25 protein-coding genes and 2 tRNA genes are annotated in these 24,065 nt (G+C 64.3%); 14 read left to right on the top strand and 13 right to left on the bottom strand.

Going from position 1 to position 24,065, the window contains the following annotated elements; all coding sequences use genetic code 11:
• Positions 1-128: 128 nt before the first annotated feature.
• From ACXJ1Z_RS04380 to ACXJ1Z_RS04370, 3 genes are all read left to right on the top strand, one after another.
• Entirely contained in the window at positions 129-635 is a 507-nt protein-coding gene (locus ACXJ1Z_RS04380) for a Ros/MucR family transcriptional regulator (RefSeq protein ID WP_463779826.1), read from the top strand.
• 71 nt (positions 636-706) lie between these two features.
• Positions 707-1,180 carry a GreA/GreB family elongation factor gene (locus ACXJ1Z_RS04375; RefSeq protein ID WP_463779824.1) on the top strand — a complete coding sequence of 158 codons (474 nt, stop codon included), beginning with the start codon at positions 707-709 and terminating at the stop codon, positions 1,178-1,180.
• Between the two features lie 78 nt (positions 1,181-1,258).
• Positions 1,259-1,966 (top strand): HPP family protein, encoded by a 708-nt coding sequence (locus tag ACXJ1Z_RS04370; RefSeq protein ID WP_463779823.1) that lies wholly within the window; start codon positions 1,259-1,261, stop codon positions 1,964-1,966.
• Here ACXJ1Z_RS04370 and ACXJ1Z_RS04365 read toward each other — a convergent pair.
• On the bottom strand, positions 1,956-3,056 hold the full coding sequence (locus ACXJ1Z_RS04365) for a calcium:cation antiporter (protein ID WP_463779821.1): 1,101 nt from the start codon (positions 3,054-3,056) through the stop codon (positions 1,956-1,958). The two genes, ACXJ1Z_RS04370 and ACXJ1Z_RS04365, sit on opposite strands and share 11 nt — an antisense overlap.
• A 322-nt stretch (positions 3,057-3,378) precedes the next feature.
• On the opposite strand from ACXJ1Z_RS04365, the gene ACXJ1Z_RS04360 reads away from it, so the two are divergent.
• Positions 3,379-6,228, top strand: a complete 2,850-nt coding sequence (locus ACXJ1Z_RS04360; protein WP_463779819.1) for a TonB-dependent receptor — start codon at positions 3,379-3,381, stop codon at positions 6,226-6,228.
• Positions 6,228-7,274, top strand: coding sequence for a phytase (locus tag ACXJ1Z_RS04355; protein WP_463779818.1), 1,047 nt, complete (start codon positions 6,228-6,230; stop codon positions 7,272-7,274). The genes ACXJ1Z_RS04360 and ACXJ1Z_RS04355 overlap by 1 nt, the downstream gene beginning before the upstream one ends.
• A gap of 9 nt (positions 7,275-7,283) precedes the next feature.
• Here the strand turns inward: ACXJ1Z_RS04355 and ACXJ1Z_RS04350 are convergent, their stop codons facing one another.
• From ACXJ1Z_RS04350 to ACXJ1Z_RS04340, 3 genes are all read right to left on the bottom strand, one after another.
• Positions 7,284-8,816, bottom strand: coding sequence for an MFS transporter (locus tag ACXJ1Z_RS04350; RefSeq protein ID WP_463779817.1), 1,533 nt, complete (start codon positions 8,814-8,816; stop codon positions 7,284-7,286).
• A gap of 306 nt (positions 8,817-9,122) precedes the next feature.
• A tRNA-Leu gene (locus tag ACXJ1Z_RS04345) sits at positions 9,123-9,208 on the bottom strand.
• 154 nt (positions 9,209-9,362) lie between these two features.
• Positions 9,363-10,181 carry an MJ0042-type zinc finger domain-containing protein gene (locus tag ACXJ1Z_RS04340; RefSeq protein ID WP_463779814.1) on the bottom strand — a complete coding sequence of 273 codons (819 nt, stop codon included), beginning with the start codon at positions 10,179-10,181 and terminating at the stop codon, positions 9,363-9,365.
• Between the two features lie 175 nt (positions 10,182-10,356).
• Here ACXJ1Z_RS04340 and ftsE point away from each other — a divergent pair, with 175 nt between their 5' ends.
• Genes ftsE through ACXJ1Z_RS04320 form a run of 4 tightly spaced genes read left to right on the top strand, consistent with a single transcriptional unit; the run spans position 10,357 to position 13,254 of the window.
• Positions 10,357-11,073 carry a cell division ATP-binding protein FtsE gene (gene ftsE, locus ACXJ1Z_RS04335; protein WP_463779812.1) on the top strand — a complete coding sequence of 239 codons (717 nt, stop codon included), beginning with the start codon at positions 10,357-10,359 and terminating at the stop codon, positions 11,071-11,073.
• Positions 11,070-12,014, top strand: a complete 945-nt coding sequence (locus ACXJ1Z_RS04330) for a cell division protein FtsX (RefSeq protein ID WP_463779810.1) — start codon at positions 11,070-11,072, stop codon at positions 12,012-12,014. The genes ftsE and ACXJ1Z_RS04330 overlap by 4 nt, the downstream gene beginning before the upstream one ends.
• Before the next feature lie 8 nt (positions 12,015-12,022).
• Positions 12,023-12,562 carry a YdcF family protein gene (locus ACXJ1Z_RS04325; RefSeq protein WP_463779809.1) on the top strand — a complete coding sequence of 180 codons (540 nt, stop codon included), beginning with the start codon at positions 12,023-12,025 and terminating at the stop codon, positions 12,560-12,562.
• Positions 12,559-13,254 carry a lysophospholipid acyltransferase family protein gene (locus ACXJ1Z_RS04320; RefSeq protein ID WP_463779806.1) on the top strand — a complete coding sequence of 232 codons (696 nt, stop codon included), beginning with the start codon at positions 12,559-12,561 and terminating at the stop codon, positions 13,252-13,254. Before ACXJ1Z_RS04325 ends, ACXJ1Z_RS04320 begins: the two co-directional genes overlap by 4 nt.
• Before the next feature lie 13 nt (positions 13,255-13,267).
• On the opposite strand, the gene ACXJ1Z_RS04315 is transcribed toward ACXJ1Z_RS04320, so the two are convergent.
• The 3 genes from ACXJ1Z_RS04315 to hisC all read right to left on the bottom strand — a co-directional run bounded on the left by ACXJ1Z_RS04315 (position 13,268) and on the right by hisC (position 16,205).
• Entirely contained in the window at positions 13,268-14,044 is a 777-nt protein-coding gene (locus ACXJ1Z_RS04315; RefSeq protein WP_463779805.1) for a transglutaminase-like domain-containing protein, read from the bottom strand.
• Between the two features lie 116 nt (positions 14,045-14,160).
• Positions 14,161-15,078 carry a prephenate/arogenate dehydrogenase family protein gene (locus tag ACXJ1Z_RS04310; protein WP_463781166.1) on the bottom strand — a complete coding sequence of 306 codons (918 nt, stop codon included), beginning with the start codon at positions 15,076-15,078 and terminating at the stop codon, positions 14,161-14,163.
• Positions 15,075-16,205 (bottom strand): histidinol-phosphate transaminase, encoded by a 1,131-nt coding sequence (gene hisC, locus ACXJ1Z_RS04305; protein WP_463779803.1) that lies wholly within the window; start codon positions 16,203-16,205, stop codon positions 15,075-15,077. Before hisC ends, ACXJ1Z_RS04310 begins: the two co-directional genes overlap by 4 nt.
• An 84-nt stretch (positions 16,206-16,289) precedes the next feature.
• On the opposite strand from hisC, the gene metX reads away from it, so the two are divergent.
• From metX to metW, 3 genes are read left to right on the top strand one after another with little or no spacing between them, the layout of a single operon-like run.
• A complete protein-coding gene (metX, locus tag ACXJ1Z_RS04300; protein WP_463779802.1) occupies positions 16,290-17,405 on the top strand; it encodes a homoserine O-acetyltransferase MetX in 1,116 nt (371 codons plus the stop codon).
• Positions 17,402-17,842 carry a GNAT family N-acetyltransferase gene (locus ACXJ1Z_RS04295; RefSeq protein WP_463779800.1) on the top strand — a complete coding sequence of 147 codons (441 nt, stop codon included), beginning with the start codon at positions 17,402-17,404 and terminating at the stop codon, positions 17,840-17,842. The genes metX and ACXJ1Z_RS04295 overlap by 4 nt, the downstream gene beginning before the upstream one ends.
• A complete protein-coding gene (metW, locus tag ACXJ1Z_RS04290) occupies positions 17,839-18,426 on the top strand; it encodes a methionine biosynthesis protein MetW (protein WP_463779797.1) in 588 nt (195 codons plus the stop codon). The genes ACXJ1Z_RS04295 and metW overlap by 4 nt, the downstream gene beginning before the upstream one ends.
• Positions 18,427-18,434: 8 nt before the next feature.
• On the opposite strand, the gene fdhD is transcribed toward metW, so the two are convergent.
• Both fdhD and ACXJ1Z_RS04280 read right to left on the bottom strand, forming a co-directional pair.
• Entirely contained in the window at positions 18,435-19,211 is a 777-nt protein-coding gene (gene fdhD / locus ACXJ1Z_RS04285) for a formate dehydrogenase accessory sulfurtransferase FdhD (protein WP_463779794.1), read from the bottom strand.
• A gap of 1 nt (position 19,212) precedes the next feature.
• On the bottom strand, positions 19,213-19,599 hold the full coding sequence (locus ACXJ1Z_RS04280) for a VOC family protein (RefSeq protein ID WP_463779793.1): 387 nt from the start codon (positions 19,597-19,599) through the stop codon (positions 19,213-19,215).
• A 179-nt stretch (positions 19,600-19,778) separates the two neighbouring features.
• Here ACXJ1Z_RS04280 and ACXJ1Z_RS04275 point away from each other — a divergent pair, with 179 nt between their 5' ends.
• Positions 19,779-20,450 carry a glutathione S-transferase family protein gene (locus ACXJ1Z_RS04275; RefSeq protein WP_463779791.1) on the top strand — a complete coding sequence of 224 codons (672 nt, stop codon included), beginning with the start codon at positions 19,779-19,781 and terminating at the stop codon, positions 20,448-20,450.
• Between the two features lie 55 nt (positions 20,451-20,505).
• On the opposite strand, the gene ACXJ1Z_RS04270 is transcribed toward ACXJ1Z_RS04275, so the two are convergent.
• Complete coding sequence (locus tag ACXJ1Z_RS04270; RefSeq protein ID WP_463779789.1) at positions 20,506-21,483, bottom strand: complex I NDUFA9 subunit family protein; 978 nt, start codon at positions 21,481-21,483, stop codon at positions 20,506-20,508.
• Positions 21,484-21,725: 242 nt separating this feature from the next.
• Here ACXJ1Z_RS04270 and ACXJ1Z_RS04265 point away from each other — a divergent pair.
• Positions 21,726-21,812, top strand: a tRNA-Leu gene (locus ACXJ1Z_RS04265).
• A 525-nt stretch (positions 21,813-22,337) separates the two neighbouring features.
• Here the strand turns inward: ACXJ1Z_RS04265 and ACXJ1Z_RS04260 are convergent.
• The 3 genes from ACXJ1Z_RS04260 to ACXJ1Z_RS04250 all read right to left on the bottom strand — a co-directional run bounded on the left by ACXJ1Z_RS04260 (position 22,338) and on the right by ACXJ1Z_RS04250 (position 24,040).
• Complete coding sequence (locus ACXJ1Z_RS04260) at positions 22,338-22,724, bottom strand: hypothetical protein (protein ID WP_463779786.1); 387 nt, start codon at positions 22,722-22,724, stop codon at positions 22,338-22,340.
• Positions 22,725-22,803: 79 nt separating this feature from the next.
• The gene (locus ACXJ1Z_RS04255) at positions 22,804-23,295 is read right to left on the bottom strand and encodes a hypothetical protein (protein ID WP_463779785.1); all 492 of its coding nucleotides are present in this window, start codon (positions 23,293-23,295) and stop codon (positions 22,804-22,806) included.
• Positions 23,296-23,506: 211 nt separating this feature from the next.
• Positions 23,507-24,040 (bottom strand): Lrp/AsnC family transcriptional regulator, encoded by a 534-nt coding sequence (locus ACXJ1Z_RS04250; RefSeq protein ID WP_463781165.1) that lies wholly within the window; start codon positions 24,038-24,040, stop codon positions 23,507-23,509.
• Positions 24,041-24,065: the final 25 nt, after the last annotated feature.

Genomic DNA, 24,065 nt, shown 5'->3' with positions numbered 1-24,065 from the left:
CGATGCGGATTCATTCTACAATGCCGTGCCGGATGTGAACAAAACGGCCCTTGATTGATTGTTAAGCACGCTTGCCGAATGAGATTGCGGCGCTTACGTGGTTTTGCCCTTTGCTGGAGATTGTTGAATTGGCTGATAACGACAACCTGCTCGAGATGACGTCCGATATCGTCACTGCCATGTTGAGCAATAACAGCGTCCCCAGTGACCAACTTCCCTCGCTGATCACGTCGGTGTATTCCGCACTTTCAAGTCTTGGACAGGAAGCGCCCGCTACGGCGGAAGAGGAAAAGCCGACGCCGGCAGTAACCGCGCGCCGCAGCCTGGCTGATCCGAATGTTCTTATCAGCATGATCGATGGCAAGCCGTACAGCAGCCTGAAGCGGCACGTCGCCGGCCACGGCTATACGCCGGAAAGCTATCGCGAAGCGTTCGGGCTCAAGCCGGACTATCCGATGGTCGCGCCAGGTTACAGCGAGCGTCGTCGTGACATCGCCAAGAAGCTTGGCCTTGGTCGCAAGGCTGCCGCAGCGCCCACGCCGGAAGCTGTCGCCGCTCCCGAACCCGCGCCGCAGAAGAAGGCGCGCAAGCCGCGCAAGACCGAGGCCGTTCAAAAGGAACCAGCGGGCGAATAGTCCCGGAAAAAGGCGACATTTCCGGCGGTCGAGACGCCGCCGGTGACGACGCTTGAGGATCCAGTCCAGCCATGAGTGTCGCCTTTCGCCGCGAGGGGGATGATGAGCATCTCGAACCCAAGTTCGAGTTGCCGCTCCCACCGGGCCCCAACATCGTCACCGCCCGCGGGTTGTCGCTGATCGACGCGAAGGTGGCCGAGCTTGAAGCCGCTCTGTCGGCTCTTGCGGACGAGGCCGAGATCAAGGCTGCCAGACGAGAGCTGCGCTATTGGCGCACCCGTCTGGCGACGGCCCGGCTGATGGATCCGCCGGACGGTTCATGCGTCGCGTTCGGCGTGCACGTCACCCTGGCGCTGAACGGCAAACGGCAAAGCTTCACCATCGTCGGTGACGACGAGGCAGCGCCGCAGTCGGGTTTGCTGGCGTATTCCGCTCCGCTTTGCCGGGCGATCATGGACGCGGAAGTCGGTGATCGGGTCGCCTTTGCGAACAAGGCCGATGCGATAGAGATCCTTGCGATCGAGCCGGCCATGGATGGCGGGTGACGCACGATGCCGGGCAGGCATGCCCGCACCGATTCTCGATGGGTAAAGCTTTCGTTGTTGCCGAGTTGACCCTTCCGCATGCGTGATCGTCTGTTCAAGCCCCTCCTTGCCGGCGCCCGCATCGGCGATCGCCTGACAGCTTGCGCGGGGGCTATGGTCTGCATTGCCCTGACGGTGGTGGTTTGCAGCGAGTTGCCGCTCGGCAAGGCGGATCTGCCGGTCATCGTCGCCCCCCTGGGCGCGTCGGCGGTGCTGGTGTTTGCCGTGCCAGCCAGTCCGCTCGCCAGGCCATGGTCGGTGCTGGGTGGGAATGTCTTATCTACCCTGGTGGGCGTCGCTGCGTTCCAGTCGATCCCGAACCTTGCGATCGCCACAGGGGTGGCGGTGGGTGGTGCGATCCTGGTGATGTCGCTGCTACGCTGCCTCCACCCTCCGGGGGGCGCGGCCGCGCTGACCGCCGTGATCGGCAGTCACGACATCCACTCGGCCGGATATCTGTTCGCCTTCGCGCCGGTCGGTCTCAATTCGATCGCGCTGCTTTCGCTGGCTACGTTCTTCCACCGGGCGACGGGCCACTCCTTTCCCCATCGACCGGCGATCGAGGGTGAGCAGGCGATCGCGATGCAGGCGGCAGTGGGCTTGCTGCCGCAGGATCTGGATGCCGCGCTTGCCGACATGCACGAGACGTTCGACATCGGGCGCGAAGATCTGGACGCGTTGCTTGTCGCCGCCGAGTTGCATGCACGGCGCCGCCGACAAGGCGATCAGGCGTCGATCAGGGGCTGAATACCAGGATCAGGAAGACGGCGAACATCGAAAGATGGACCGCGCCCTCCAGCATGGTGGTGCGGCTGCCGGAAAAGGTAATGCCGTTCAGCACCAGCGTAGCCGAGAGCAGGACCATGTTGGCGGACGACAGGCCAAGCACGACCGGCTGACCGGCGATGATCCCGATCAGCAGGACGGCTGGAACGGTCAGTCCAAGCGTGGATGTCGCGGCGCCGAGGCATAGGTTGATGGCGCGGGTGAGCTGATTTGCGGCGACCGCGCGCAAGGCGGAGATGCCTTCCGGCGTGAACACGATCATGGCGATGATGATACCGCTCAGCGCGATCGGAGCGTGCAGCGCTTCGATGCCGGCGTCCAGCAACTTGGCGAGGCTTTTCGACAGGATGACGATCGGCAGGATATTGGCGAGCAGCAGCACGACGTGGCGGATCAGCGTGCCCGATCGTCCCGGGTGCGGCAGGGCGCTGGCATCCTCGACCACCGCGTCAGTTCCCGCGGGCTTGAAGAAACCCTGGTGCCGGCCAGTCTGCAGCCACAGGAACAAGCCATAGAGCGCGATCGTCAGAAGCGAGAAGAGCACCGATTGCGAGGATGAGAGCGTGCCGACGGCGGTGGACGTGGTGAAGTTGGGCAGCACCAGCGCGATCACCGCCAGCGGTATGATCACGGCCAGATAGGCGCTGGCGCCCTGCAGGTTGAAGCTTTGCTGATGATGGCGCAGGCCGCCGACCAGCAGGCCGAGACCGACGACCCCGTTGAGTACGATCATGAGGACCGCGAACATGGTGTCCCGGCCCAGCGTCGGCACGGCTTTGGAACCCAGCATCACCGCGGAGATCAGCGCGACCTCGATGATGACGATCGACAAGGTGAGGATCAGCGTACCGAATGGTTCGCCGGTTATCTCGGCAAGCTCCTCCGCTTCGTGGACGACGCCGAACGCCGCCCAGAAAATGATGGCGAGCAGCCAGGCGAACAGCAGTCCGGCAAGGATCGGAGACATTGCGGCCGGCACGATGGCTGGCGCGATCATCGTCGCGCCGACCGTCAACCAGGCCAGTGGAAGGCGTAGTTTGGAAAAAGGCATCGTGGCAGGTTAGCAGACACGACTTGAGATGTCGCGGATAGCACTACGACAATTCCCGCATCATGCACATACGTGTTGGCGTCAGGCGCCAGTCGATCGACGGTCGGACTGCTGGCGAGACTATCGGACCGGCTGTCTCGATACGGGTGAAGCTGGCCGTTATCCGGCGACACACACTCATTGCTTCACGGCAGCGTGCAACAATTCGAAACATTGTGAGGCAGCTGACACGTCTCGACTGTAACCGTTGTGTCATGCGGCTAAGCTAGCGGCGCCCCACACGCATGAGGGCACGCGCTCTCCTGTTCTGGGGGCAAAATTCATGAGCACTGTTCTTGCGCGGCCGCGTGCCGCGTTCCTGTCGACACGCGCGCTGTTGATCGCGTCGTCCGCATGCACCGTGCTGGGTGCACCGACAGCGTTCGCACAGAACCCGGTGCCCGAGGTGAAGACGCCCAGTGCCGCCGGGAGCGCGGCGACCACCACCATCGATCCTTCGACGCCGACGCCGGACGGCGATATCATCGTCAACGGTTCGCGCCCGATCGCGGAATCGATCGCCTCGGCCCTGCGCATCCAGAAGGAATCGCCCGCGCTCGTCAGCGTGATCGCCGCCGATGCGGTGGGTCGTCTGCCCGATCAGAACGTCGCCCAGGCGGTCAGCCGCTTGCCGGGGGTGGGCGTGCAGCGCGATCAGGGCCAGGCGCGCTACATCAACTTGCGTGGCGGCAAGATCAACTGGACGACCCTGTCGATCGACGGGATCAACATCATCAGCCCCGAAGGGCGTGACGCGCGTTTCGATTCCATCCCGTCCGCCATCGCTTCGCAGATCGTCGTGCGCAAGGCGGTCACCCCCAACATGACGGGTGAGACGATCTCGGGCAACGTCGACGTCATCACCCGATCCGCCTTCGACTATCGCGGCTTCCACATCGCCGGCAAGCTGGGCGGCGGCTATGTCGAGCTTGGCAAGCGGCAGGAATACGAGGGCCAGCTGGTGCTTTCGGATCGCTTCGACACTTCTCTGGGCGAATTCGGCGTGCTGGTTTCGGGCAGCTATTACCAGCGCGACATGGTGACCGACAATGCCGAGACCGACTGGGAGGTCGTGCCCGAGGATCGCCGTCCCGACTTTGCGAACCGTGTATGGGCCCGCGAAACCGAGAACAAGCTCTATCGCCTGACGCGCAAGAACTACTCCGGTTCGGCCAAGCTGGAGTGGAAGCCGAGCCCCGATCACCGCCTGTTCGCCTCGACCGTATACTCCGCGTTCACCGACAACGAACTGCGCAACAACTACATCTTCGACATGGACGACCAGCAGTCGCGCGTGCCGACGAGCACGGCAGCGTGCCCTGCGACGAGCGGGTTGGCCGCCAATACGACAGGGTATGCGGATGTCTGCTCGGGCAATACCCCGTACAAGGGCACGGTCTATGGCATCGATCTCAATTCGAATGTCCTGGTCCGCGAGTACCTGCAGTCGGTGTTCGTCAATACCATCGGCGGCGATCACGACTTCGGTAAGCTGAAGGTGCGCTGGCGGGGGAATTACTCGCGATCCGTGGACGATCGTTCCGCACCCGCACAGCTCAACTACGACAGCTCGGGTTTCGGCAACAACGGCGCGGGCGCGCCCAATCGCCTGACGGTCGCTTACGACCTGACCGACAAACAACATCCGCTGGTCGAACTGTATCGCACACTGCGCAGCCCGACGGGCGTGCTCAGTCGCGGCGCGCGGGTCAATCAGATCGAGGATTTCGGCGCTACCCTGGCCCGGGTGCGCGGCCTCAAGGCCAAGGACATCACCGACGCCTACACCGCCAAGCTCGACTTCAGCTATGATACCGACCTGCTGGGCGACACCAAATTCCTGTTCGGTGCGCAGTACGACAACCGCAAGAAGGAATCGAACGAGCGGTCGCTCGACATCACCGTCAGCGCGACGGCCAATCCCTACAACCTGCCGCTCAACTACTCGGCGGTCGCCCTGGCCAGCAATCCCGCGTTCAAGGGTGAATATCCGCTGGGCTATCAGTTTCAGTATCACGGCAAGGGACAGGCCATCGCCATCGTCGACCAGGCGGCCGCCGCCGGTGCGGTCTATGCGCCGGTGCTGGCGAACTTCTACGATGTGCGTGAAGAAATATGGTCGGGCTATGGCATGTTCGAGACCAAGCAGGACTGGGGCTCGATCGTCGGTGGCGCCAGGGTGGAGCACATCAAGAACAAGAGCACCGCGTTTGCGACCGTGAACGACACATCGAGCCTGCTGACCATCCCGCGCGATCAGACGCTGGTCTATCCCAGCCTCCACTTCAACTGGGATCTCGACCAGACCAAGAAGGTCCGCCTGTCGTTCAACACCGGCGCAGCGCGGCCCGACTACGACGAGCTTCGCCCGAACCTGACGATCAACGATGCCAACCTCACCATCGCCGGCGGTAACCCCGATGCCGATCCGGAAAGGGCGAAGGGCGTCGATCTGTATTTCGAATGGTACATGCAGCCACAAGGCTATTTCTCGATCGGCGCTTTCTACAAGGACGTGAAGGATACGCTGTTCGACACGACGCGACCGTTCGGTTCGGACTCGCTGAATCTCAATGGTGTGGACCGCTCGCAGTACACCTTCACCGGCATCGCCAACGGTGGCGACGGGTATATCTGGGGCTTCGAGGCGGCCCTGCAGCAGCAGCTCGAAGGCTACCAGGCCGACCTCGGCCTGCCGGACTGGATGGGCGGGTTCGGCGTGCTGCTCAACGGGACATACAACAAGAGCCAGGCCGAGACCCCCGATGGGCGCAAGGTCATGTTCCCGGGCACGTCGAAGTGGGTGATGAATGCCAGCCTGTTCTATGAAAAGTATGGCTTCTCGGCGCGCGTTTCCTATCAGAACCGCACCAAGTGGATCGACGCCATCGGTGCCTTCGGTACGGTCAACGGCGTGTTCCAGGGATCGGAAGGCGGCGACTTCTTCTGGGCGCGCGACGATGAACTCGACGCCTCGCTGCGCTATGCGGTCACCGACAACGTCGAGGTCTATGCCGACTTCTCCAACCTGCTGAACGGACCCGGACGCCGCTTCGCCGGCGTAAGTGCCCGCACGGTCGAACGCGAAACCTTCGGGCGGCGCTACACCGGCGGCGTGCGGTTCAACTTCTGATGCGCGCTTTTGCCATAGCCGGGCTGCTGGTGCTCACAGGGTGCGCAGCCGACCCATCGGCATTGCCGACATGGGCCGGGGCGACCGCGTCGGTGGCCGCCAGTGGTGAGACCACGCCGGTCGGGACGACGAACGATGCGGCAGACGATCCCGCCATCTGGCGCAATCCGCGACGGCCTGCCGACAGCCTGATCGTCGCCACCGACAAGCGGGCAGGGTTGCACCTCTACGACCTTGATGGCCGGCACCTGGACTTCACGCCCGCCGCCCGCCTCAACAACGTGGACTTGCGTGACCGGGTCATCATCGCCGGAAAGCCCGGCATTCTGGTGGCCGCAAGCGACCGCGCCGACGAAGCTGCAGCGCACGTCGCCTTGTTCCGGCTCGATCCGGCGACACGCAAGCTGCTGCCGCTGGGCAGCGTGGCGGCCGGCGCGGGAGAGGCCTATGGCTTCTGCCTGTGGCGCCGCGCTGCCGACAAGGCGCTGTTCGCCTTCGTCGTCATGAAGGACGGGCGCATCGACCAGTTTCTGCTTGATGCCGCCGCAACGCCCTCGGCCCGGATGGTGCGGCAGCTCAAGCTGGGCACTCAATCCGAAGGCTGCGTGGCCGACGACCGCACTGGCATGCTTTATGTCGCGGAAGAGGATGTGGGCATCTGGCGCTTTGCCGCCGATCCGGCGGGTGCGACCGATCCGGTTCCCGGCCCGCGTGTCGACGGCCGGTTCCTCGTGGCCGATGCCGAGGGGCTGGCGCTGGCGCCGGAGGGACGCAACGGCGGCTGGCTGATCGGTTCGAGCCAAGGCGACAACGCCTACGCCGTGTGGCGGCTTGCGGACCTTGCGCCCCTCGGCCGGTTCCGGATCGTCGCCGGAGCGGCCGGCGCGACGTCCGAGACGGACGGGATCGAGATCGCGCTCGGTGATTTCGGTCCCGGGTTCCGGCATGGCATCATGGTGGCGCAGGATGGCGACAACGCGCCCGCCACGCAAAACTTCAAGCTCGTCGAGTGGGAGAGAGTCAGGCGCGCAATCACGGGCAAGTGACTGTCACGATCAAGCGTGCCCGCTGATCTCCGCACCCGCTTTCCTGTCGAACCGCGCATTCACGAAGATCGCCATCAACGAGATGAACGTCACCGTCCAGAACGCCGCCGTGAAATCGTCGAACGCCGGCTTTGCATGGCTCTGCAAAGCCATAGAGGCATGAAGCGCGATCGCGGCGGTGCAGATGCCTAAGGACAGCATCAGCTGCTGGAAAGTCGAATAGAAGCTCGTCGCCGCGCTCATCCGTTCCTTGCCGATCTCGTCGTAGGCGATGGTGTTATAGGCGGTGAACTGGAAGGACATCAGGAACCCGGAAGCCAGCATCACCGCGAAGATCGCCGGTAACGGCCACTCGGGGCGAAACAGGCCGCAGGTGGCATAAGCCGCGGTGCCGAGCAGTCCCATCCAGATAAGGCTGGAGCGAAAGCCGAAGCGCCGCAGCAGGCGTGGAGCCAGCCCTTTCATCCCGAATGAGCCCATCGCCGTCGCCAGCGTCATCGCGCCGCTCTGCGCGGCAGAGAGACCGAACGCGAGCTGCATCATCAGCGGCAGCAGGAACGGCTGCGCGCCCTGGGTGATCCGCGTCAGCGAGCCGCCGATGACCGACAGGCGAAATGTCGGCACCGCCATCAGCGATGTGTCGAGGATGGGATGATCCACTCTCCGGGCATGTCGCAGGTACAATCCGCCGGCGACGACGCCGGTGCCCATCAGCGCGACCGCGATCGTTGCGCTGCCCGTCCGGCTCGTCATTTCGAAACCGGCGAGCAGGCATCCCAGCGATATCGCCGCCAGCACGAAGCCGATGCGATCGAAGGGATGGCGCGATGTCTCGCGCACGTCGGCGATGAAGCGGCCGACGAGGGCGAAGCCGACGATGCCGATCGGCAGATTGAGCCAGAATATCCACCGCCAGTCGAGATAGGTGACGATGAAGCCGCCAACCGGCGGTCCGACGATCGGGCCGATCAGTGCCGGCATGATGAGCCAGGACATCGCCGAGACCATGTCCCGCTTGGCGACGGAGCGTAGCAGCACAAGCCGTCCGACCGGCATCATCATCGCGCCGCCGATGCCCTGGACGAAGCGCGCCGCCGTCATGGTTTCGAGGCTGGGCGACAGTCCGCATGCCAGAGAGCCGGCGACGAACAACAGGATCGCGGCCCTGAAGACGTTCTTGGCGCCAAAGCGGTCCGCGGCGGCCCCGGAAGCCGGGATGAACATCGCGAGTGCCAGCAGGTAGGACGTCAGCGCCACGCTCATCTCGGGCGCCCGGACGCCGAAATCGCGCGCCATCGTCGGCAATGCGGTCGTCAGCACCGTCGCGTCGAGGTTCTCCATGAACATGGCGCAGGCGATGATCAGTGCCACCGTGCGATAATTCGATCCGGTGTGTGGACCATCTTCGACTTCGGTGGTCTGGGCAAGGCGGTCGGCCGCCGGAACGATGCCATCCCTGACCTCGCAATTGACCGAAGCAATGCCGCGACGGCGGGGCCGAAGCGGCAGGCGCTGCCTCAAATGAGAGGGGAGAAGGTCCATTCCATGCTCGTTCTAGGCTCGCGCTGCTCAAACGCACCAAGCGGCGGGGGATTCGTCGCGGGCATGGCTTGGTGAAAGACCGGCCCGCGGCAGCAGACTTACAAACGCCTGCTGGTCATTATAGGTCCCTGAACGGGGCTTCGCGCTTGCGAAACAGCGGAACTGCTCGCTATCCGTCGTGCGGAGCCAGACGCGTGAACGGTCAGGCTCTCTGCCGATCGGGACAACCCGGTAACAGGATCGGCGACGGCAATGTGATCGACCGGGAGCCCGAAGGCGAAGACCGGTTCAATCTGCCATTCTGCCTGGTGCGGTCGAGAAGACTCGAACTTCCACGGGCTTTCGCCCACAACGACCTCAACGTTGCGCGTCTACCATTCCGCCACGACCGCTAAATCTTCGGGACGGCGCGTCGCGCTGTCCCTGGCAGGAGCGGGCCATTAGCAAAGGGATGCCGGGGCTGCAAGCGATGATGGCAAATGTTTGTCGAACTATGATCGCGGGGGGTGGTGGTGAACCGCGATCGACCCGTGAAACCGCGATCGTTCAGGACGGCTTCCACCCGATCTCTGCGGATTTGGCGCTCTTGGGAACGTCGGTGACGGCCTCGTTGATGGTGATCGTCTCGCCCGGCGCGAGCTGGCGTTTGGGCGGCACGACTTCCCAGCTGTAAACGATGCGATCGCGCGCATCACGCAGCACGATCAGGATCACGGGCACCGAACGTGTCTCACGCCCGATGTTGCTGACGGTTCCGCTGGCGCCGAAGTATTCGGTACCGTTGGGCAGGGTGCGACGATCCTGTCGCTTGGGCGGGAAGTCCAGCGAAAGGTCCTGCTGCGCCTGCGCGAAAGTCGGCCGTGCCACCGGAACCCAATCGGGCAGTCCGGCCCAGGCCACCGCCGCCGCGAGACCCAGAGTCACCACCGCGAACACGATGGCGAAGATCATCCCGATCCTGGCCCAGTTGCGCCGTGGGCGGAACGGGGGCGCGAAATCGAAGCGCGAAGGGCCCTCGTCCGCGAACTGCGTGCCGCCGGTATCGTCGTAATACGATGGCCTTGCCGGCTCGACCGTCTCGCGAGCGACGGCGGCGCGTTCGGTTTGGGTCCGTCGCGCGACGGGAGGGGGCGAGCTGGCGACCTCCGGCTCTGCCACCGTCGCAGCCACCGCCGGGGTGGGGTCCGGCACCTCGGCGGTCGCGATCTCGGCAGGGCTTGCGATACCATCGGCCATGTCGAGTACCGGTCCATCCTGGAACCAGCTGTGGCGACATTTCGCGCAGCGGACGGTGCGGCCCTCAATGCCGATCGCACTGTCCGGGACCGCATAGCGGGTGGCACAGGCGGGACAGGCTATAATCATGGTGAACGCACTAAGCACGGGAGCCGTGCGTGCGACAAGCCGGAGACGTACCGGTTATCGGTCCGGCAGCGCTTTTTTCCACATTCATTCGTCCCATGGCGCAACTCTTCGGTTCGGCTTGCCTCGACAGCGGTTTCGCGCTTAGCGCGGTCGTCTCTTGAACGATGATGAAGCGATGAGCAGCACCGAAGGCGAAATCATTCATTTCGACAACGTCGGCCTTCGCTACGATCACGATCGCGAGGTGCTGAGCGATCTGTCGTTCACGCTGTATGCCGGCTCGTTCTACTTCCTCACCGGGGCGAGTGGCGCCGGCAAGACCTCGCTGCTGCGGTTGCTGTATCTGGCGCAGCGGCCCTCCCGCGGGGTGATCCGCATGTTCGGCAAGGACGCGATCACCATGCCGCGCAGTGGATTTCCCGAACTTCGGCGGCGGATCGGGGTGGTTTTTCAGGATTTTCGTCTCGTCCCGCACCTCTCGGCCTTCGACAACGTGGCACTGCCGCTGCGCGTGGCCGGCTTCGGCGAACGCGAAATCGCCGGTCCGGTGGGCGACATTCTCGACTGGGTCGGGCTCGCAGATCGTCGTGGCGCGCGTCCCGCCACGCTTTCGGGCGGCGAGCAGCAGCGTATCGCCATCGCCCGGGCCGTCATCGCCCGCCCCGACATGCTGGTGGCGGATGAGCCGACCGGCAACGTCGACCCCGATATGGCGATCAAGCTGCTGCGCCTGTTCGAACTGCTCAACCGCCAGGGCACGACCGTGGTGGTCGCCACCCACGACGCGCACTTGCTGGGCAAAGTCCCCAGTGCGCTGATCATGCGGCTCGATCGCGGACGCTTGTCCGATCCGACCGGAGCGCTGCGCTATCCCCCGCGGCGCCCTGGATGACGGCCTCCTCGACCAGACGTGCACGCCGCCGCAAGGGGCGCGGGCGAAGGCTGTTCGCCGGGAGCCGGGCGGAGTTGATCCCGCAAGGGCGGATGGCGGGCCCGATGCCGTGGGTCATCGCGATCATGGTCGCATTGACCGTCATCGCGCTCGCGACCGGGCTGGCTCTGGGCAACACCGTGACAGCCGCCACCGCCGAGATCGAAGGCGGATTGACCGTGCAGCTGGTAGAGCCGCGCGCTGACATCCGCGAGAGCGAGGCGGCGCGGGCCCTGGATGCGCTCAAATCGGTGCCGGGCGTAGCCAGCATGCGTCTTGTCCCGCAGCAGGAGCTTGATGCTCTCGTCGCGCCCTGGCTCGGCGCCGGAGTCGAGACAGCAACCGGCGCCGGCATTCCCGTCCCGGCGCTGATCGATGTGCGACTGCAGCGTGCCGCTTCGAAAGAGCGGGTCGCGCAGATCCAGCGCGTGTTGCAGCATGTCGCGCCGTCCGCTCGTGTCGATGCGCAAGCCAGCTGGCTAAAGCCGGTGTTCGACGCGATCGTGTCGTTGCAGTGGCTTGCGATCGCCCTGGTGGCACTACTGGCGATGGCACTCGCGGCGGCGGTGCTGCTGGCGGCGCGATCGGCGCTCGGAACCAATCGCGATACCATCGAGATCGTCCACTTGCTGGGCGGAACCGACGGCCAGATCGCCAGGGTGTTCCAAAGGGCGATCGGTCTCGACGCCGCAGTGGGCGGCGCGGTGGGCCTGGTACTGGCGCTGGTCGTCATCCTGGCGCTGGGCCGCCGTTTCGCCGGACTTGGTGCCGGGATGGTGAGCAGCGGCGCTTTGATCTGGAGCGATTGGCTGCTGCTGGCGCTGGTTCCGCTTCTGGCGACGCTCCTGGCGATGATGACAGCCCGGCTGACTGTGATGCATGCCTTGCGCAAGATGCTATAGCGCATTCCATGTTACGCCGTATTGCCGCCTTTGTTCTGCTGATCTGGCTGCTGGGATTCCTGTGGTTCGCGGTGACGCTGCCGCAACCCGCCGGTCGTGACCGCACCGATGCGGTGATCGTCTTGACGGGCGGACCGGGCCGCATACCGCGTGCGCTTACGGTTCTGCGGCACGGATCGGCGCGGCGGCTGCTGGTTTCGGGTGTCGATCCCGAAGTGCTGCCACGCGAGTTCCAGAGCGAATATGACGTGTCGGACAAGCTGATGCGCTGCTGCATCACGCTGGGCTATCGCGCCTACGACACCCGTTCCAACGCGATCGAAGCGGCGACATGGCTACGCACCAACAAGGCGCGCTCGGTCCGTCTCGTCACCATCGACTGGCACATGCGCCGCGCCGCCTTCGAGCTCGGGCGCGAGCTGCCGCCGGGCACCGTCATGCTACGAGACGCCGTACCCAGCCATCCTTCGCTGCAGATCCTGTTCCTGGAGTATCACAAACTGATCGCACGTACCTTGTTCGACGCCTGGCAGAGATTACGCGCATGACCCGCGTCCAAGATGTCGCGCGCAGCCTGTTGTTCTACGCCGTATTCTACACCGGCTCGATCGGTTACGCGGCGATAGGCGCGGCCTTGATGAACATCGAGGCGCACCGGCTGGGCCGCTTCGCCACGAGCTGGGCCCGCTTCCATCGCCGCTGCGCGCGTCATCTTCTGGGCATCAAGGTGGTGGTCGAAGGCACGCTGCCCCACGGCGGCGCATTGATGGCGATGAAACACGAAAGCTTCTTCGAGGCGATCGACGCGCCGTTCCTCGTCCCCTTCGCCGGGGTCGTCGCGAAGGCGGAACTGCTACGTATCCCGCTATGGGGCAAGGCGGCGACGGCCTATGGCCTGATCGGTGTCGAACGCGATCAGGGCGCCAGTGCGTTGCGCGTCATGCTGGTCCAGGCTCGCAAACTGATCGCCAGCGGACGGGTATTGATGATCTTTCCGGAGGGCACCCGCGTGCCGCATGGCCGCCAGGCGCCGCTCGGCGCCGGTTTCGCCGGCCTCTACAAGTTGTTGAAGCTTCCGGTCGTGCCGGTCGCGGTCAACAGTGGGCCGCTGTATCATCGCCGCTGGAAGCGCGCCGGCACGATCACGGTGCGGGTTGGCGAGGCCATTCCTGCCGGGTTGCCGCGCGAAGAACTCGAAGCCCGGGTCTTGGCCGCGATCAACGCCCTGAACGCGGTCTAGCCGTCGAAGCAGGTCAGGCCTCGCTGACGAGGATCTTCTGGCTGTTGATATAGGCCGCGCCATAGCTGGTGAGGAACGACACGTCCGCCGCGTCGCGGCCGACACCGATCTTGGCCATGGCTTCGGCCGTCGACATGCCGGTGGCGTCGACGATGTACCAGGTGTTGTCGAGGAACACCTCGGCCACGGCGTGAAAGTCCTGCGGTTCGACACCCAGGCCATAGACGGCGGCGAAGCGCGCCGGGATCGCGCTGGCTCTGGTCATGCTGACCAGCAGATGCGCGAAATCGCGACAGACGCCGGCGCGGGCGTTGTAGGTGTCCATCGCGTCGGTCGCGGCGTCGGAGATGCCGGACTCGTAGGTCAGGTTTTCCTGGATCCAGTCGCGCATGGCCGCCACGCGGGCGCCGCCGGAAAGGTGGCCGAACTGTTCGCCGACGATCTCCTGGAACGAGTCGGACGGGCAAAAGCGCGATGGCAGCATGTAGTCCACCGTCTCGCCCGGCAGCAGATGCGGCGGCACCGCGTCCAGCTGCGAGATGTCGGCGGTCAGGCGATGCACTTCGACCGTGGCGGTATAGCGCACCTTGAGATGGCCTTGCATCCGCATCCAGATGCGATCGCCGATGCTGTCATGACCCGGAATGCGGGCGAAGTGCTCGGACGGGGGCAGATCGATATGCGCGTCGATCACCGTCTGCTCGGGGATGATCGCCGCCTCGAGCTGCAGCAAGAGATCGCAATTGTCGGGAATGTCGTAATCGAGTTCTGCCGAGATCGAGAGCTTCATGGAACAGCGGCCTTGGTGATGTTTGCGGACGTGGCGCCACAAAGCGTCAGGATCGTCCCGGCTCCCGCCGCTGGCAAGTTTATTGTGCGGTTGCGAAAGGCCACGCGTGCCAGCGGTTATTGCTCCGCGTCGTGATCCGATCGGCCGAAATCGGGGCGCGAGTCATCCTGGCCTTCCTCGATGATCGAGCGACGGGTCGCGCGTGTCCGTGAAAAGTGCTGGAACAGCGCTTCGCCATCGCCGATGCGGATGGCGCGCTGCAATGCGGTAAGATCTTCGGTGAAGCGCTGCAGCATCGTCAGGACGGCTTCCCGATTGGACAGGAACACGTCGCGCCACATCGTCGGATCGGAAGCGGCGATCCGGGTGAAGTCGCGAAAGCCGCCCGCCGAATACTTGATCACCTCGGACTGTGTGACTTCCTCAAGGTCGGAGGCGGTGCCGACGATGGTGTAGGCGATCAGGTGCGGCAAGTGGCTGGTCACGGCCAGGACCAGATCGTGATGGTCGGGATCCATGATCTCGACATTGGCGCCAAGCGCTTCCCAGAACGCTACCAGTTGCGACAGCATGACCAGATTGGTCTGCGCGGGCGGGGTGACGATGCACCAGCGGTTGCGAAACAGCTGTGCGAAGCCGGCATCCGGGCCGGAATTCTCGGTCCCGGCGACGGGATGGGCCGGGATGATGGTGTGAGCGGGCAATGCTTCCTGAAGGGCCTTGGCGACGACCTGCTTGCTCGATCCCACGTCGCTGATGAGCGCATCCGACGCCAATCCGATGCGTGCTTCCTCGGCAGCGGCGCCCATCGCGCCCAGCGGAACGCAGAAGATCACCAGATCGGCGCCGGCGACCGCCTCGGCGCCGGTCTCGTGGACGGCGTGGACCAGCCCGCGTTCCGCCGCGCGTACGCGGGCCATGGGGTCGCTGTCGTAACCGGTGGTGATCGTCTGCGGCAGGTATGCCTGCACGGCGAGGCCGATCGAGCCGCCTTGCAAGCCCAGGCCGATGATCGCGACGTGGGCGAACATCAGCGCGACGCCGGGGCCGATTGCTGCACCATCTCCTGCAGGCCGGCCACGATCGCGTCCATGTCGTGCGCCTCTCCGATGGTGAAACGCAATGCCTGGGGCAGCCCTTGGCCGGGCAGCCAGCGCACGATGTATCCGCGCGATGCCAGTCCTTCGAACGCCGCCTCGGCGCTCAGGGCACCTTCGAACAGCACCAGCACGAAATTGGCTTCGCTGGGCAGCGGGCGCAAACCATGATTGCCCAGCCCCTCGATCGCGGCGACGAAGCGTGTGCGCTCGGCTTGGTTGTGGGTTCGGCTGCGCTCTATGAATGCGGCATCGTCGAGCGCTGCGAGCGCCATCGCCTGTCCGGTGCTGCCGACGTTGAAAGGCCCGCGGATGCGGTTCAGTGTAGCGACGATGTCCGGAGCGCCCGTGGCCCAACCGATCCGTTCGCCGGCGAGACCATACGCCTTCGAAAACGTACGAGTGACGAGGACGTTGTCGTACCGCTCGGCCAGACCCAAAGCGCCGTCGTCATCTTCCCTTGCGACGTATTCGGCATAAGCCTGATCGATCACCAGCAGAACGTCTGCGGGCAGGGCGTTGTGGAGCCGTCTGATCTCGCCGGCCGGGAGATAGGATCCGGTGGGATTGTTGGGATTGGCGACGAAGACCACGCGCGTGTGCTTTGTCACCAGTCGCAACAGCGCATCGACATCGGTGCCGTAGTCGGCGTCAGGCGCTACAACCGGCGTGGCCCCGCAGCGCCGTGCCGCAATGTCGTAAACCGAGAAGCCGTAGCGCACGTAGATCACCTCGTCGCCCGGACCGGCATATCCTTGCGCGGCAAGGTTCAACAATTCGTCTGACCCCGTACCCATGACGATCCGCGCAGGATCGATGCCGTGCGTTTCACCAAGCCGGTTGCGCAACGCCTTGCTGTCGGGATCGGGATAGAGCGACGGTGCAACCGCGCCATCGCGCGCCGCCAGCGCGGCCGGGCTCGTGCCCAGCGGGTTCTCGTTCGCCGAAAGCTTGATCAGCGGACGCCCGTCGGCGCCAGTGGACTTGCCGGGCACATAGGCATGGATCGCCTCGATCCAGGGCTTGGGCTGGGGAACGCGGGCGCGGGTCTGGATTTCGCTCATGACGTGGCGGCTTTAGCGAAGCGGACCGGCGATGGACACCCTATGATTGACACCGCGCAGACCCACGCCCAATTGAACCGGTCCATGGCCACCGCCCCGATCCTTGATGCGAGCCAGGTGCTCACGCTGCCACAACCTCTGGCGCTCGATGGTGGTCAGAGCCTGGACGGCGTGCGCATCGCGTACGAAAGCTACGGTACGCTCAATGCCGCGCGCGACAATGCGATCCTGATCTGCCACGCGCTGACCGGCGACCATCATGTCGCCAGCCCGCATCCCAAGACCGGCAAACCCGGCTGGTGGGTGCGGATGGTCGGCCCCGGCAAGCCGATCGACACCGATCGCTTCTTCGTCGTGTGCGCCAACGTGCTTGGCAGCTGCATGGGCACGACCGGCCCGGCCTCGATCGCCAGCGATGGCAAGCCGTGGGGCATGCGCTTTCCCGTCATCACCATCCGCGACATGGTCAGGGCGCACGTCGCGCTGCTCGATGCCCTGAAGATTGACCAGCTGCATGCCGTGGTCGGAGGCTCGATGGGCGGGATGCAGGCATTGAGCCTCGCGGCCAACTTCGCCGAGCGGGCCAAGGCGGTGCTCGTCATCGCCTCGACCGCGCGCCATTCGGCGCAGAACATCGCCTTCCACGAAGTCGGGCGCCAGGCGATCATGGCCGATCCGGCCTGGCGTGAGGGCGATTACTACTCGTACGGGAAAGGCCCCGAAAAAGGCCTGTCCGTCGCCCGCATGGCGGCGCACATCACCTATCTGTCCGAGGCGGGGCTGACCGACAAGTTCGGTCGCCGTCTGCAGGATCGTGCGGAAAAGACCTTCGGGTTCGATGCCGATTTTCAGGTCGAAAGCTATTTGCGCTATCAGGGGCTGTCGTTCTCCGACCGGTTCGATGCCAACGCCTATCTCTACATAACCCGAGCGATGGATTATTTCGATCTGGCCGAGGAGCACGGCGGCCTGCTCGCCAATGCGTTCGCGGGTAGCAAGGCGCGGTTCTGCCTCGTCAGCTTCGATACCGATTGGCTCTATCCCACCGCCGAGTCGCGCACGGTGGTCCATGCTCTGAACGCTGCGGGCTTGCCGGTCAGCTTCGTGGAACTGTCCGCGGCTTATGGTCACGACTCCTTCCTGCTCGATGTTCCTGCGCTCGACCGGGTGGTCACAGGCTTTTTGAGAGAGCAGCGATGATTACGCTCGATGACGATCCGGCTGCTATCGATATGGACCGGGTGCACGGCTGGCTGACGTCGAGCTACTGGACGCCCGGCATCGTGCGTGACCGCGTCGCCAAACAGAATGCAGGCTCGCACTGTCTGGGCGCCTATCATCCCCAACTTGGCCAGGTGGGCTTCGCACGCACCATTTCCGACAAGGCCAGCTTCGCCTGGATCGCGGACGTATGGGTGGACACCAGTGTGCGCGGGCAGGGTCTGGGACGCAGGCTGGTCAGCTGGTTCCTCGACCATCCGGACTATGCCACGGTGCGGCGTTTCGCGCTGGTGACGGTCGACGCGCATGGCGTGTACGAAGGTATCGGCTTTCACAGCCCGATCCGTCCCGAGCGCTACATGGAGCGGCTTTCGGGCGAGTTCGCCGCGCAGTTGTCCAATCCGGTCGTCTCATGACGCTACGTCCCGATCTTGCGGTCATCGCCCGGAATGTCGTGCGCGGCTCGCGAGTGCTCGATGTCGGTTGTGGCGACGGTGCCTTGTTGGCCGCCTTGCGCGACGGCAGCGATTGCGATGCCCGCGGCATGGAGATCGATGGCGCCAATGTCGCCGAATGCGTCGCGCGCGGGCTATCGGTGATCCAGGGTGACGCGGACAAGGACCTGGCCTTCTATCCCGATGGCTCGGTCGACTATGCGATCCTTAGCCAGACGCTGCAGACCACCATGCGTCCCGACAAGGTGCTGGAAGAACTGCTGCGGATCGGTCGCCGCGCCTTCGTGAGCTTTCCCAACTTCGCGCACTGGAAAGTGCGCACGACCTTGCTGTGGACGGGCAAGATGCCCGTCACCCGGTTGCTGCCGGTCGCCTGGTATGAGACGCCCAACATCCATCACGCCACCGTCAGCGATTTTCGCGATCTGGTGAAGGCGCGCGGCATCAAGGTGGAGCAGGCGTGGTTCCTGCGCGGCGATCGGCGCTGCAGCCCTGCAGCGGCGAGCTTTCGCGCCGAACATGCGGTGTTCCTGCTGTCGCGCTGAGCGCGCGATCAGCGTGAGGCAGGCCCGGTGACCGCAAGCACGCTGTCGTTGCGCGCCAGTGCCCACAGGCTCAGGCCGGCGGCCTCGGCGCGCTCCACCGCCATGCTCGTGGGAAGCGACACCGTGACGAGCGTTGTGGCACCCGCGTGGACCGCTTTTTCGACGATCTCGTAGCTGCAACGCGCCGTCGACAGCACGAAACCGTCGGCAAGCGCCGCGCCGGCGCGGAACCGCGCGCCGACGAGCTTGTCGAGCGCATTGTGCCTGCCGACATCCTCGCGCAGGCTCGCCAGCAGGCCATCGCTCGTCACATGCGCGGCGGCGTGCGCGGCCCCTGTCGCCAGACCCAAGGCCTGGCGTTCTCTCAGCGTACCCAGCGCCTTGAAGATGGCTTCGCTCTCTATCTGATCGTGCGCCGCGACCGGGGGAAGGGGGCGTGCGATCGCTTCCAGGTTCTCGATGCCGCACAGGCCGCAACTCGATTCGGCGACCCGCGTCCGCACCCGCTCGCCCAGTGCCTCGGCGCCAAGCCCCTCGATACCCGTCCGCACGACCCAGCCATTGTCGACCTGGGCCACGGCGACGTCGATCACCCGGGTGGAATTGCCAAGAAGTCCCTCGCCGATCGCGAAGCCCGTCGCAAAATCCTCTAGATCAGCCGGCGTCGCCATCATCACGGCATAGGCCACACCGTTGAACTCCAGCGCGACGGGCACCTCGGGCACCCAGTCGCGCACGATGACGCGGCGGCCGCCGCCGACGCTGACCTCGACCGCGTCAGCCATCTCAGCCCATTGCCAGCCCATGATAGGCCGCGATCTTGTTGCCGTCGGGATCGCGCAAGTACGCGCCGAACGCGCCGCGTGCGCGGGGCTTGGGTTCCGGCTGGCCTTCGTCGGTGCCGCCCTGGGCAAGGCCGGCCGCGTGCCAGGCCGTGACAGCCTCGTCGCTCGCCGCCTCGAAGATCACCGTTCCGCCGTTGGCGGGGGTTGCCGGCTGCCCGTCCCGCGTCGAACCGCAGACGAACGACGTGCCGCCGGGCAGCTTGTAAAGGATCATGGGATATTCCGCCGGCGTGTCGCACGGGCCGACGCCGAGCGCGCCGAAGGTGGCATCGTAGAAGGCGCGGGTCTTGGCCAGATCGTTGCAGCCAAAGCGCAGGCTTTTCAGCATCGTGTTCTCTCCCGGATTGTTGCGCTGGTCTTGTCCGCTTGGTGCGCCACCGTCAATGGACGGTATCTCGCGCCGAGCCGACTGCGGTACCAATCGTCGCGGGGACTTATCCACCAGTCGGGTCGAGCCAGGGTGCCGGCTCGCTGGACGATGCCGGGCCGGTTTGGCATCGGGGTGGGATGTGGCACCTGTATCAATTTCCGCTCTGCCCTTTCAGCCGCAAGGTGAGGCTGCTCATGAGCGAGAAGGGCATCGCCTACGAGCTTCAGAGCGAACGCCCGTGGGAAGGGCGCGATGGCTTCTTCACGATGAATCCGGCCGGACGCGTGCCCGTGCTGCAGGATGACGAACGTGGCATAACGTTGTCCGATAGCCGCGCGATCTGCGAATATCTCGAAGAGACGGTCGAAAACAACCAATTGATCAGCGGCACCGCGCAGCAACGCGCCGAAGTGCGCCGGCTGGTCGCCATGTTCGACGAGAATTTTTTCGGCGACGTGTCGGGGCCATTGCTCCACGAACGCATGAAGAAGCGCCTCTTTCTGCGCCAGTCACCCGATGCCAAGGCGCTGCGTGAAGCCATGAAGCTGTCGCACGACTGGCTGGACTACATCGATTATCTGATCGACAATCGCCCCTGGCTCGCCGGTGCGACGATGACATTGGCCGATCTGGCGGCGGCGGCGCAGATCTCGGTCGCCGATTACCTTGGCGGGATCGACTGGTCGAGCCATGAACCGGCGCGCGGCTGGTATCTTGTCATCAAGAGCCGGCCAAGCTTTCGGCCACTGCTGTCGGAGCGGATGGAAGTGATCCAGCCGCCCGCCCATTATGCGGAAGTCGACAGCTGATCGCTAGGCCCGCCGCCCGCAGTTCGCCCAGGGCGGCGCTCCGCCGATACGTCTTTTAGAACTTGGGGCCCGGCGCCGGCATTGGGCCGCTTGACTCGGTTTCGTTGAAACGCCCGTTCTTGCGGAAGCGGACCATCCAGCGTTCGAGGTATAGCGCGAGAGGTCGTGGTGAGACGCCAAGATCGGCGATGCCGAGCTGACCCGGGTCGGCGACATTGCCGCCCTTCAGCAGCGCCCATTGATCGCGCGAGATCGGCGCCAGCGGCAACGATGCGATCGCGCCGCACACTGCATCGGGCAGTTCGATGAAGGTACGCTTGCGACATTGCGCATCGGCGATGCGACGATTGATGTCGAGCATGGTCAGGATCTCGGGCCCGGCGATCTCGTACGTACGGCCACTTGCGTCGGTCGAGAACAGCGCGTTGGCAACGGCCCCGGCCGCATCGTCGACGTACAGCGGCTGCAATTTCGCCTGGGCACCGAACACGGGAAGTGCCGGGAACTGGCTGATGAGCTTGGCGAACATCATCAGGAAATTGTCGTCATCACCAAACAGGATCGAAGGGCGCACGATCGTCGCCGTTGGAAACGCGGCAAGAACCGCCGCTTCGCCTTCGCCTTTGGTGCGGGCATAGGGCACGTCGGACCCGGCGTCCGCGCCGATGGCGGAGATATGGACGAAGCTCTCGACGCCAACCTCTTTGGCGACAGCGGCGATGCGGCCTGCCCCACGGCCCTGCAGCGCATCGAGGTTGCCGGTGAAGGCGCCGACGAGGTTCACCACCGCGTCCGATCCGGCAAGCGCTGCAGCCAGGGCAGCCGGGCGCGTCACGTCGACGGCGACGAACTGCATCTGCCCCAGATTACCCAAAGGACGCACGCGCCAGGCCTTGCCCGGGGTGCGACTGGCGAGCCGCAGCCGTGCTCCGCGCGAAAGCAGCTCCTGCGCCAGGTGGCGGCCAAAGAAGCCCGTGCCGCCCAGAACCGTGACGACCTTGCCGTTGAGGGAGTCCTTCGCGTTCACGCTCATGCCTGAATAAGTCCTTCTGAAACCGTTTGGTTGCGCCACTTCGTGCGCACTTCGCGGCAGCCCTGGCCCTTGGCACATGCCCGATCCCCGGGCAACCATCCGGCTTACCTTCAACGCTTCGGCAGAGGCAAAACCGCGCAATGTCCAAAGACGCGTCTCGAACTGCCGATCGGCGTTGACAAGCCACCGATCACACCATATTGGCGCCCTCCTACCCGGCAGCGTTCAGGCGTTGCTACCGTGCCCAGATGGCGGAATTGGTAGACGCACCAGCTTCAGGTGCTGGCGCTCGCAAGGGCGTGGAGGTTCGAGTCCTCTTCTGGGCACCATTTACCTGCTCGCAGGTACTCTTGAGCAAAAGGTACTCTTGAGCAAACAAGGAGCCCGGATTTTTCCGGGCTTTTTGCTGTTCGGTGTTCGCGGGTGTTCGCCTTAAAGACCACGGCTGCGATCAATCTGAGGGCCTTTTGGCAGCTTCGAGTTGCGGCCTTGATCAGGGCTTGCGGTCCCTGAGTTCGCGAGGTCCATCGCTTCACTCATCATCTCGCTTCGCTCGTCCCAGTCGGTGCTGCGGTTGCAGATGCACGTGCAGTTTTGCTGGCAGTATCAAGGCATTCTTTGCTCAAGTAGGACCCTTGTCCGATGTCCATAAACGGCGAGAAGGGTCCAGCTTTTATCGAAGAGGACGGTGAATTGGGAAGAGCCCGGGAGCGGGATAGGACGTCGGGACGCGCTACCGTGATGCGCCTCCTGGTAGCTCAAGTGGGGCGCCGGTTATATGGCATCTGCCTTGCCGTCAGGCGCGTAAGCTCGGTGTCGCTGCTTTGCGTCGCCGATCCGCTACACTCGGTCTTTCACCGCCACCATGCCGATCCGCGCGTCACGACTCTGCCCGAGGGGTGCTGCTCGCACGTCGAAGGGATAGGCTGCCCCCGTGTCGAGGCGAGCTTTCTGCCTGGCGTCATCGATCGGATGGTCGCGGTCGACGACGCGGCCAGTATCGGCGCGATGCGAGCATTGTCGGCCAGGTTGGAGCGGGGTGTCGGTGGTTCGACCGGCACAAACTTTTGGGCATGCGCGACGCTGATCCAGGAAATGGCGATCGCCGGAGGGGCAGTCAGCGTCGTGACGCTGCTGCGGCGTGTGCGGTCGACGAAACCCCACAGGCGGCGACAACCAACATCAGTTTGCGCATGAACTTTGCCGTAAGTCGGCCTGCCGGTCGAACCTGGATTGAACATCCATGATCATTGTTTGTTCCACACCGCCGCCGGCAGTCTCGGCTTCGGTGCGCCTGAAGCGAAACCAATTGCCACCCGATCAACGATCGGCATCTACCTGCGGACATTCCGCGTTTCGGGTCGCCCAGGTGACGAACGTCATGCGACGCCCGTGCCTGACCTCGCAACTGCGATAATCGAAGCCATCCATCATGGCGTTTACGATGAGACTGCCGGCAAGACTGAGAACTGCACCAACTAACAGTGACAGGAGGATGGCGACGGCCGCGCGTTCCTGAACGAGGCGAAATCTGGTCGTGGATGCAGCAGGCAGGAGAAAGGACGCACCGATCGCAAAGAGCCCGAACCCCATCAAGGGCAAGCCCGGCATGGCGCTCTGCGTCTCGATAATCGGCGCGCCGCTATACAGGGCATGCACGAAAACGATGATGTCGTGAATCCCCCAGTACGCGCAACCGCCACCGCCAATCCCGAACGCCGCCGCCGCCGCTATTCGCTTCCACGGCGACAGAAGCGGATCGAGAACTGGCGCCGGCTTCGTCGTGAATCGGCGCTGCGTCTTCGGCTTCATCTCAGTCTGACGCCTTGGAGCAGGTAGCCTGCGCTGCCAGCACGTATTCACACAAAGCAAGCAGATGGCAGCGGCTGCGGCGGCTACGAAAGAAGACCGCCGGACATGGATCGTCGCAGTTGGCGAAGCGCCTCCCAGTCATCCGAGTGAACTCGCTCGCCCCGCCCACGTGGCGCGGGCGGCTTGTACGGACCATGGATGTCGTCACCGTTTAGGGTTTTTCCAGTACGACCGGGGCAATATGGCGATTGGCAACTTCGCGTAGAACGAAACTGCTGCGAATTTTTGCGACGTGCGGGAGAACCGACAGTTCTTTACGATAGATAATGTCGTAGTCTTCAAGAGACCTGACGTTGAGGATCATCAGAAAGTCGGTATCCCCACTCACGAAGGCGCAAAAACGCATGGATGGACTTTGCAGAACCGCTCTTTCGAAGTCCTGCAGGACCGCCTCGGCTTGCGACACGAGCTCGATCGAGACGATGACCAGGGTTCCGTATCCCAGCGCGCGCACGTTGAGGTGCGCCGAATACTGGCTGATATAGCCGCTATCCTCCAGGATCTTGCGGCGCCTGGCCACCGCCGTGCTCGACAGATGAACCTTGTCGCCCAGCAAGACGTCCGACGCGCGTCCCTCGCTCACCAAAGCCTGCATCAGCCGCAGGTCAGTATCATCGAGATCATGCTGCGGCGTTCTGTGACGCGCGCTTTCAAGCCAGCCGCTCTTGCCGGACGATTGTTCCATCTTGGCGCTCGCTCCGTTTTTCAAT

Source organism: Novosphingobium sp. TK46 (genome assembly GCF_055361525.1).
This window is presented reverse-complemented; position numbering and strand designations above follow the sequence as displayed.

Bases quoted from the DNA above. Each gene is read 5' to 3' on its own strand.
- ACXJ1Z_RS04375 (WP_463779824.1), top strand. From the start codon at position 707: ATGAGTGTCGCCTTTCGCCGCGAGGGGGATGATGAGCATCTCGAACCC.
- ACXJ1Z_RS04370 (WP_463779823.1), top strand. From the start codon at position 1,259: ATGCGTGATCGTCTGTTCAAGCCCCTCCTTGCCGGCGCCCGCATCGGC.
- ACXJ1Z_RS04365 (WP_463779821.1), bottom strand. From the start codon at position 3,056: ATGCCTTTTTCCAAACTACGCCTTCCACTGGCCTGGTTGACGGTCGGC.
- ACXJ1Z_RS04360 (WP_463779819.1), top strand. From the start codon at position 3,379: ATGAGCACTGTTCTTGCGCGGCCGCGTGCCGCGTTCCTGTCGACACGC.
- ACXJ1Z_RS04355 (WP_463779818.1), top strand. From the start codon at position 6,228: ATGCGCGCTTTTGCCATAGCCGGGCTGCTGGTGCTCACAGGGTGCGCA.
- ACXJ1Z_RS04350 (WP_463779817.1), bottom strand. From the start codon at position 8,816: ATGGACCTTCTCCCCTCTCATTTGAGGCAGCGCCTGCCGCTTCGGCCC.
- ACXJ1Z_RS04340 (WP_463779814.1), bottom strand. From the start codon at position 10,181: ATGATTATAGCCTGTCCCGCCTGTGCCACCCGCTATGCGGTCCCGGAC.
- ftsE (WP_463779812.1), top strand. From the start codon at position 10,357: ATGAGCAGCACCGAAGGCGAAATCATTCATTTCGACAACGTCGGCCTT.
- ACXJ1Z_RS04330 (WP_463779810.1), top strand. From the start codon at position 11,070: ATGACGGCCTCCTCGACCAGACGTGCACGCCGCCGCAAGGGGCGCGGG.
- ACXJ1Z_RS04325 (WP_463779809.1), top strand. From the start codon at position 12,023: ATGTTACGCCGTATTGCCGCCTTTGTTCTGCTGATCTGGCTGCTGGGA.
- ACXJ1Z_RS04320 (WP_463779806.1), top strand. From the start codon at position 12,559: ATGACCCGCGTCCAAGATGTCGCGCGCAGCCTGTTGTTCTACGCCGTA.
- ACXJ1Z_RS04315 (WP_463779805.1), bottom strand. From the start codon at position 14,044: ATGAAGCTCTCGATCTCGGCAGAACTCGATTACGACATTCCCGACAAT.
- hisC (WP_463779803.1), bottom strand. From the start codon at position 16,205: ATGAGCGAAATCCAGACCCGCGCCCGCGTTCCCCAGCCCAAGCCCTGG.
- metX (WP_463779802.1), top strand. From the start codon at position 16,290: ATGGCCACCGCCCCGATCCTTGATGCGAGCCAGGTGCTCACGCTGCCA.
- ACXJ1Z_RS04295 (WP_463779800.1), top strand. From the start codon at position 17,402: ATGATTACGCTCGATGACGATCCGGCTGCTATCGATATGGACCGGGTG.
- metW (WP_463779797.1), top strand. From the start codon at position 17,839: ATGACGCTACGTCCCGATCTTGCGGTCATCGCCCGGAATGTCGTGCGC.
- fdhD (WP_463779794.1), bottom strand. From the start codon at position 19,211: ATGGCTGACGCGGTCGAGGTCAGCGTCGGCGGCGGCCGCCGCGTCATC.
- ACXJ1Z_RS04280 (WP_463779793.1), bottom strand. From the start codon at position 19,599: ATGCTGAAAAGCCTGCGCTTTGGCTGCAACGATCTGGCCAAGACCCGC.
- ACXJ1Z_RS04275 (WP_463779791.1), top strand. From the start codon at position 19,779: ATGTGGCACCTGTATCAATTTCCGCTCTGCCCTTTCAGCCGCAAGGTG.
- ACXJ1Z_RS04270 (WP_463779789.1), bottom strand. From the start codon at position 21,483: ATGAGCGTGAACGCGAAGGACTCCCTCAACGGCAAGGTCGTCACGGTT.
- ACXJ1Z_RS04260 (WP_463779786.1), bottom strand. From the start codon at position 22,724: ATGTTCAATCCAGGTTCGACCGGCAGGCCGACTTACGGCAAAGTTCAT.
- ACXJ1Z_RS04255 (WP_463779785.1), bottom strand. From the start codon at position 23,295: ATGAAGCCGAAGACGCAGCGCCGATTCACGACGAAGCCGGCGCCAGTT.
- ACXJ1Z_RS04250 (WP_463781165.1), bottom strand. From the start codon at position 24,040: ATGGAACAATCGTCCGGCAAGAGCGGCTGGCTTGAAAGCGCGCGTCAC.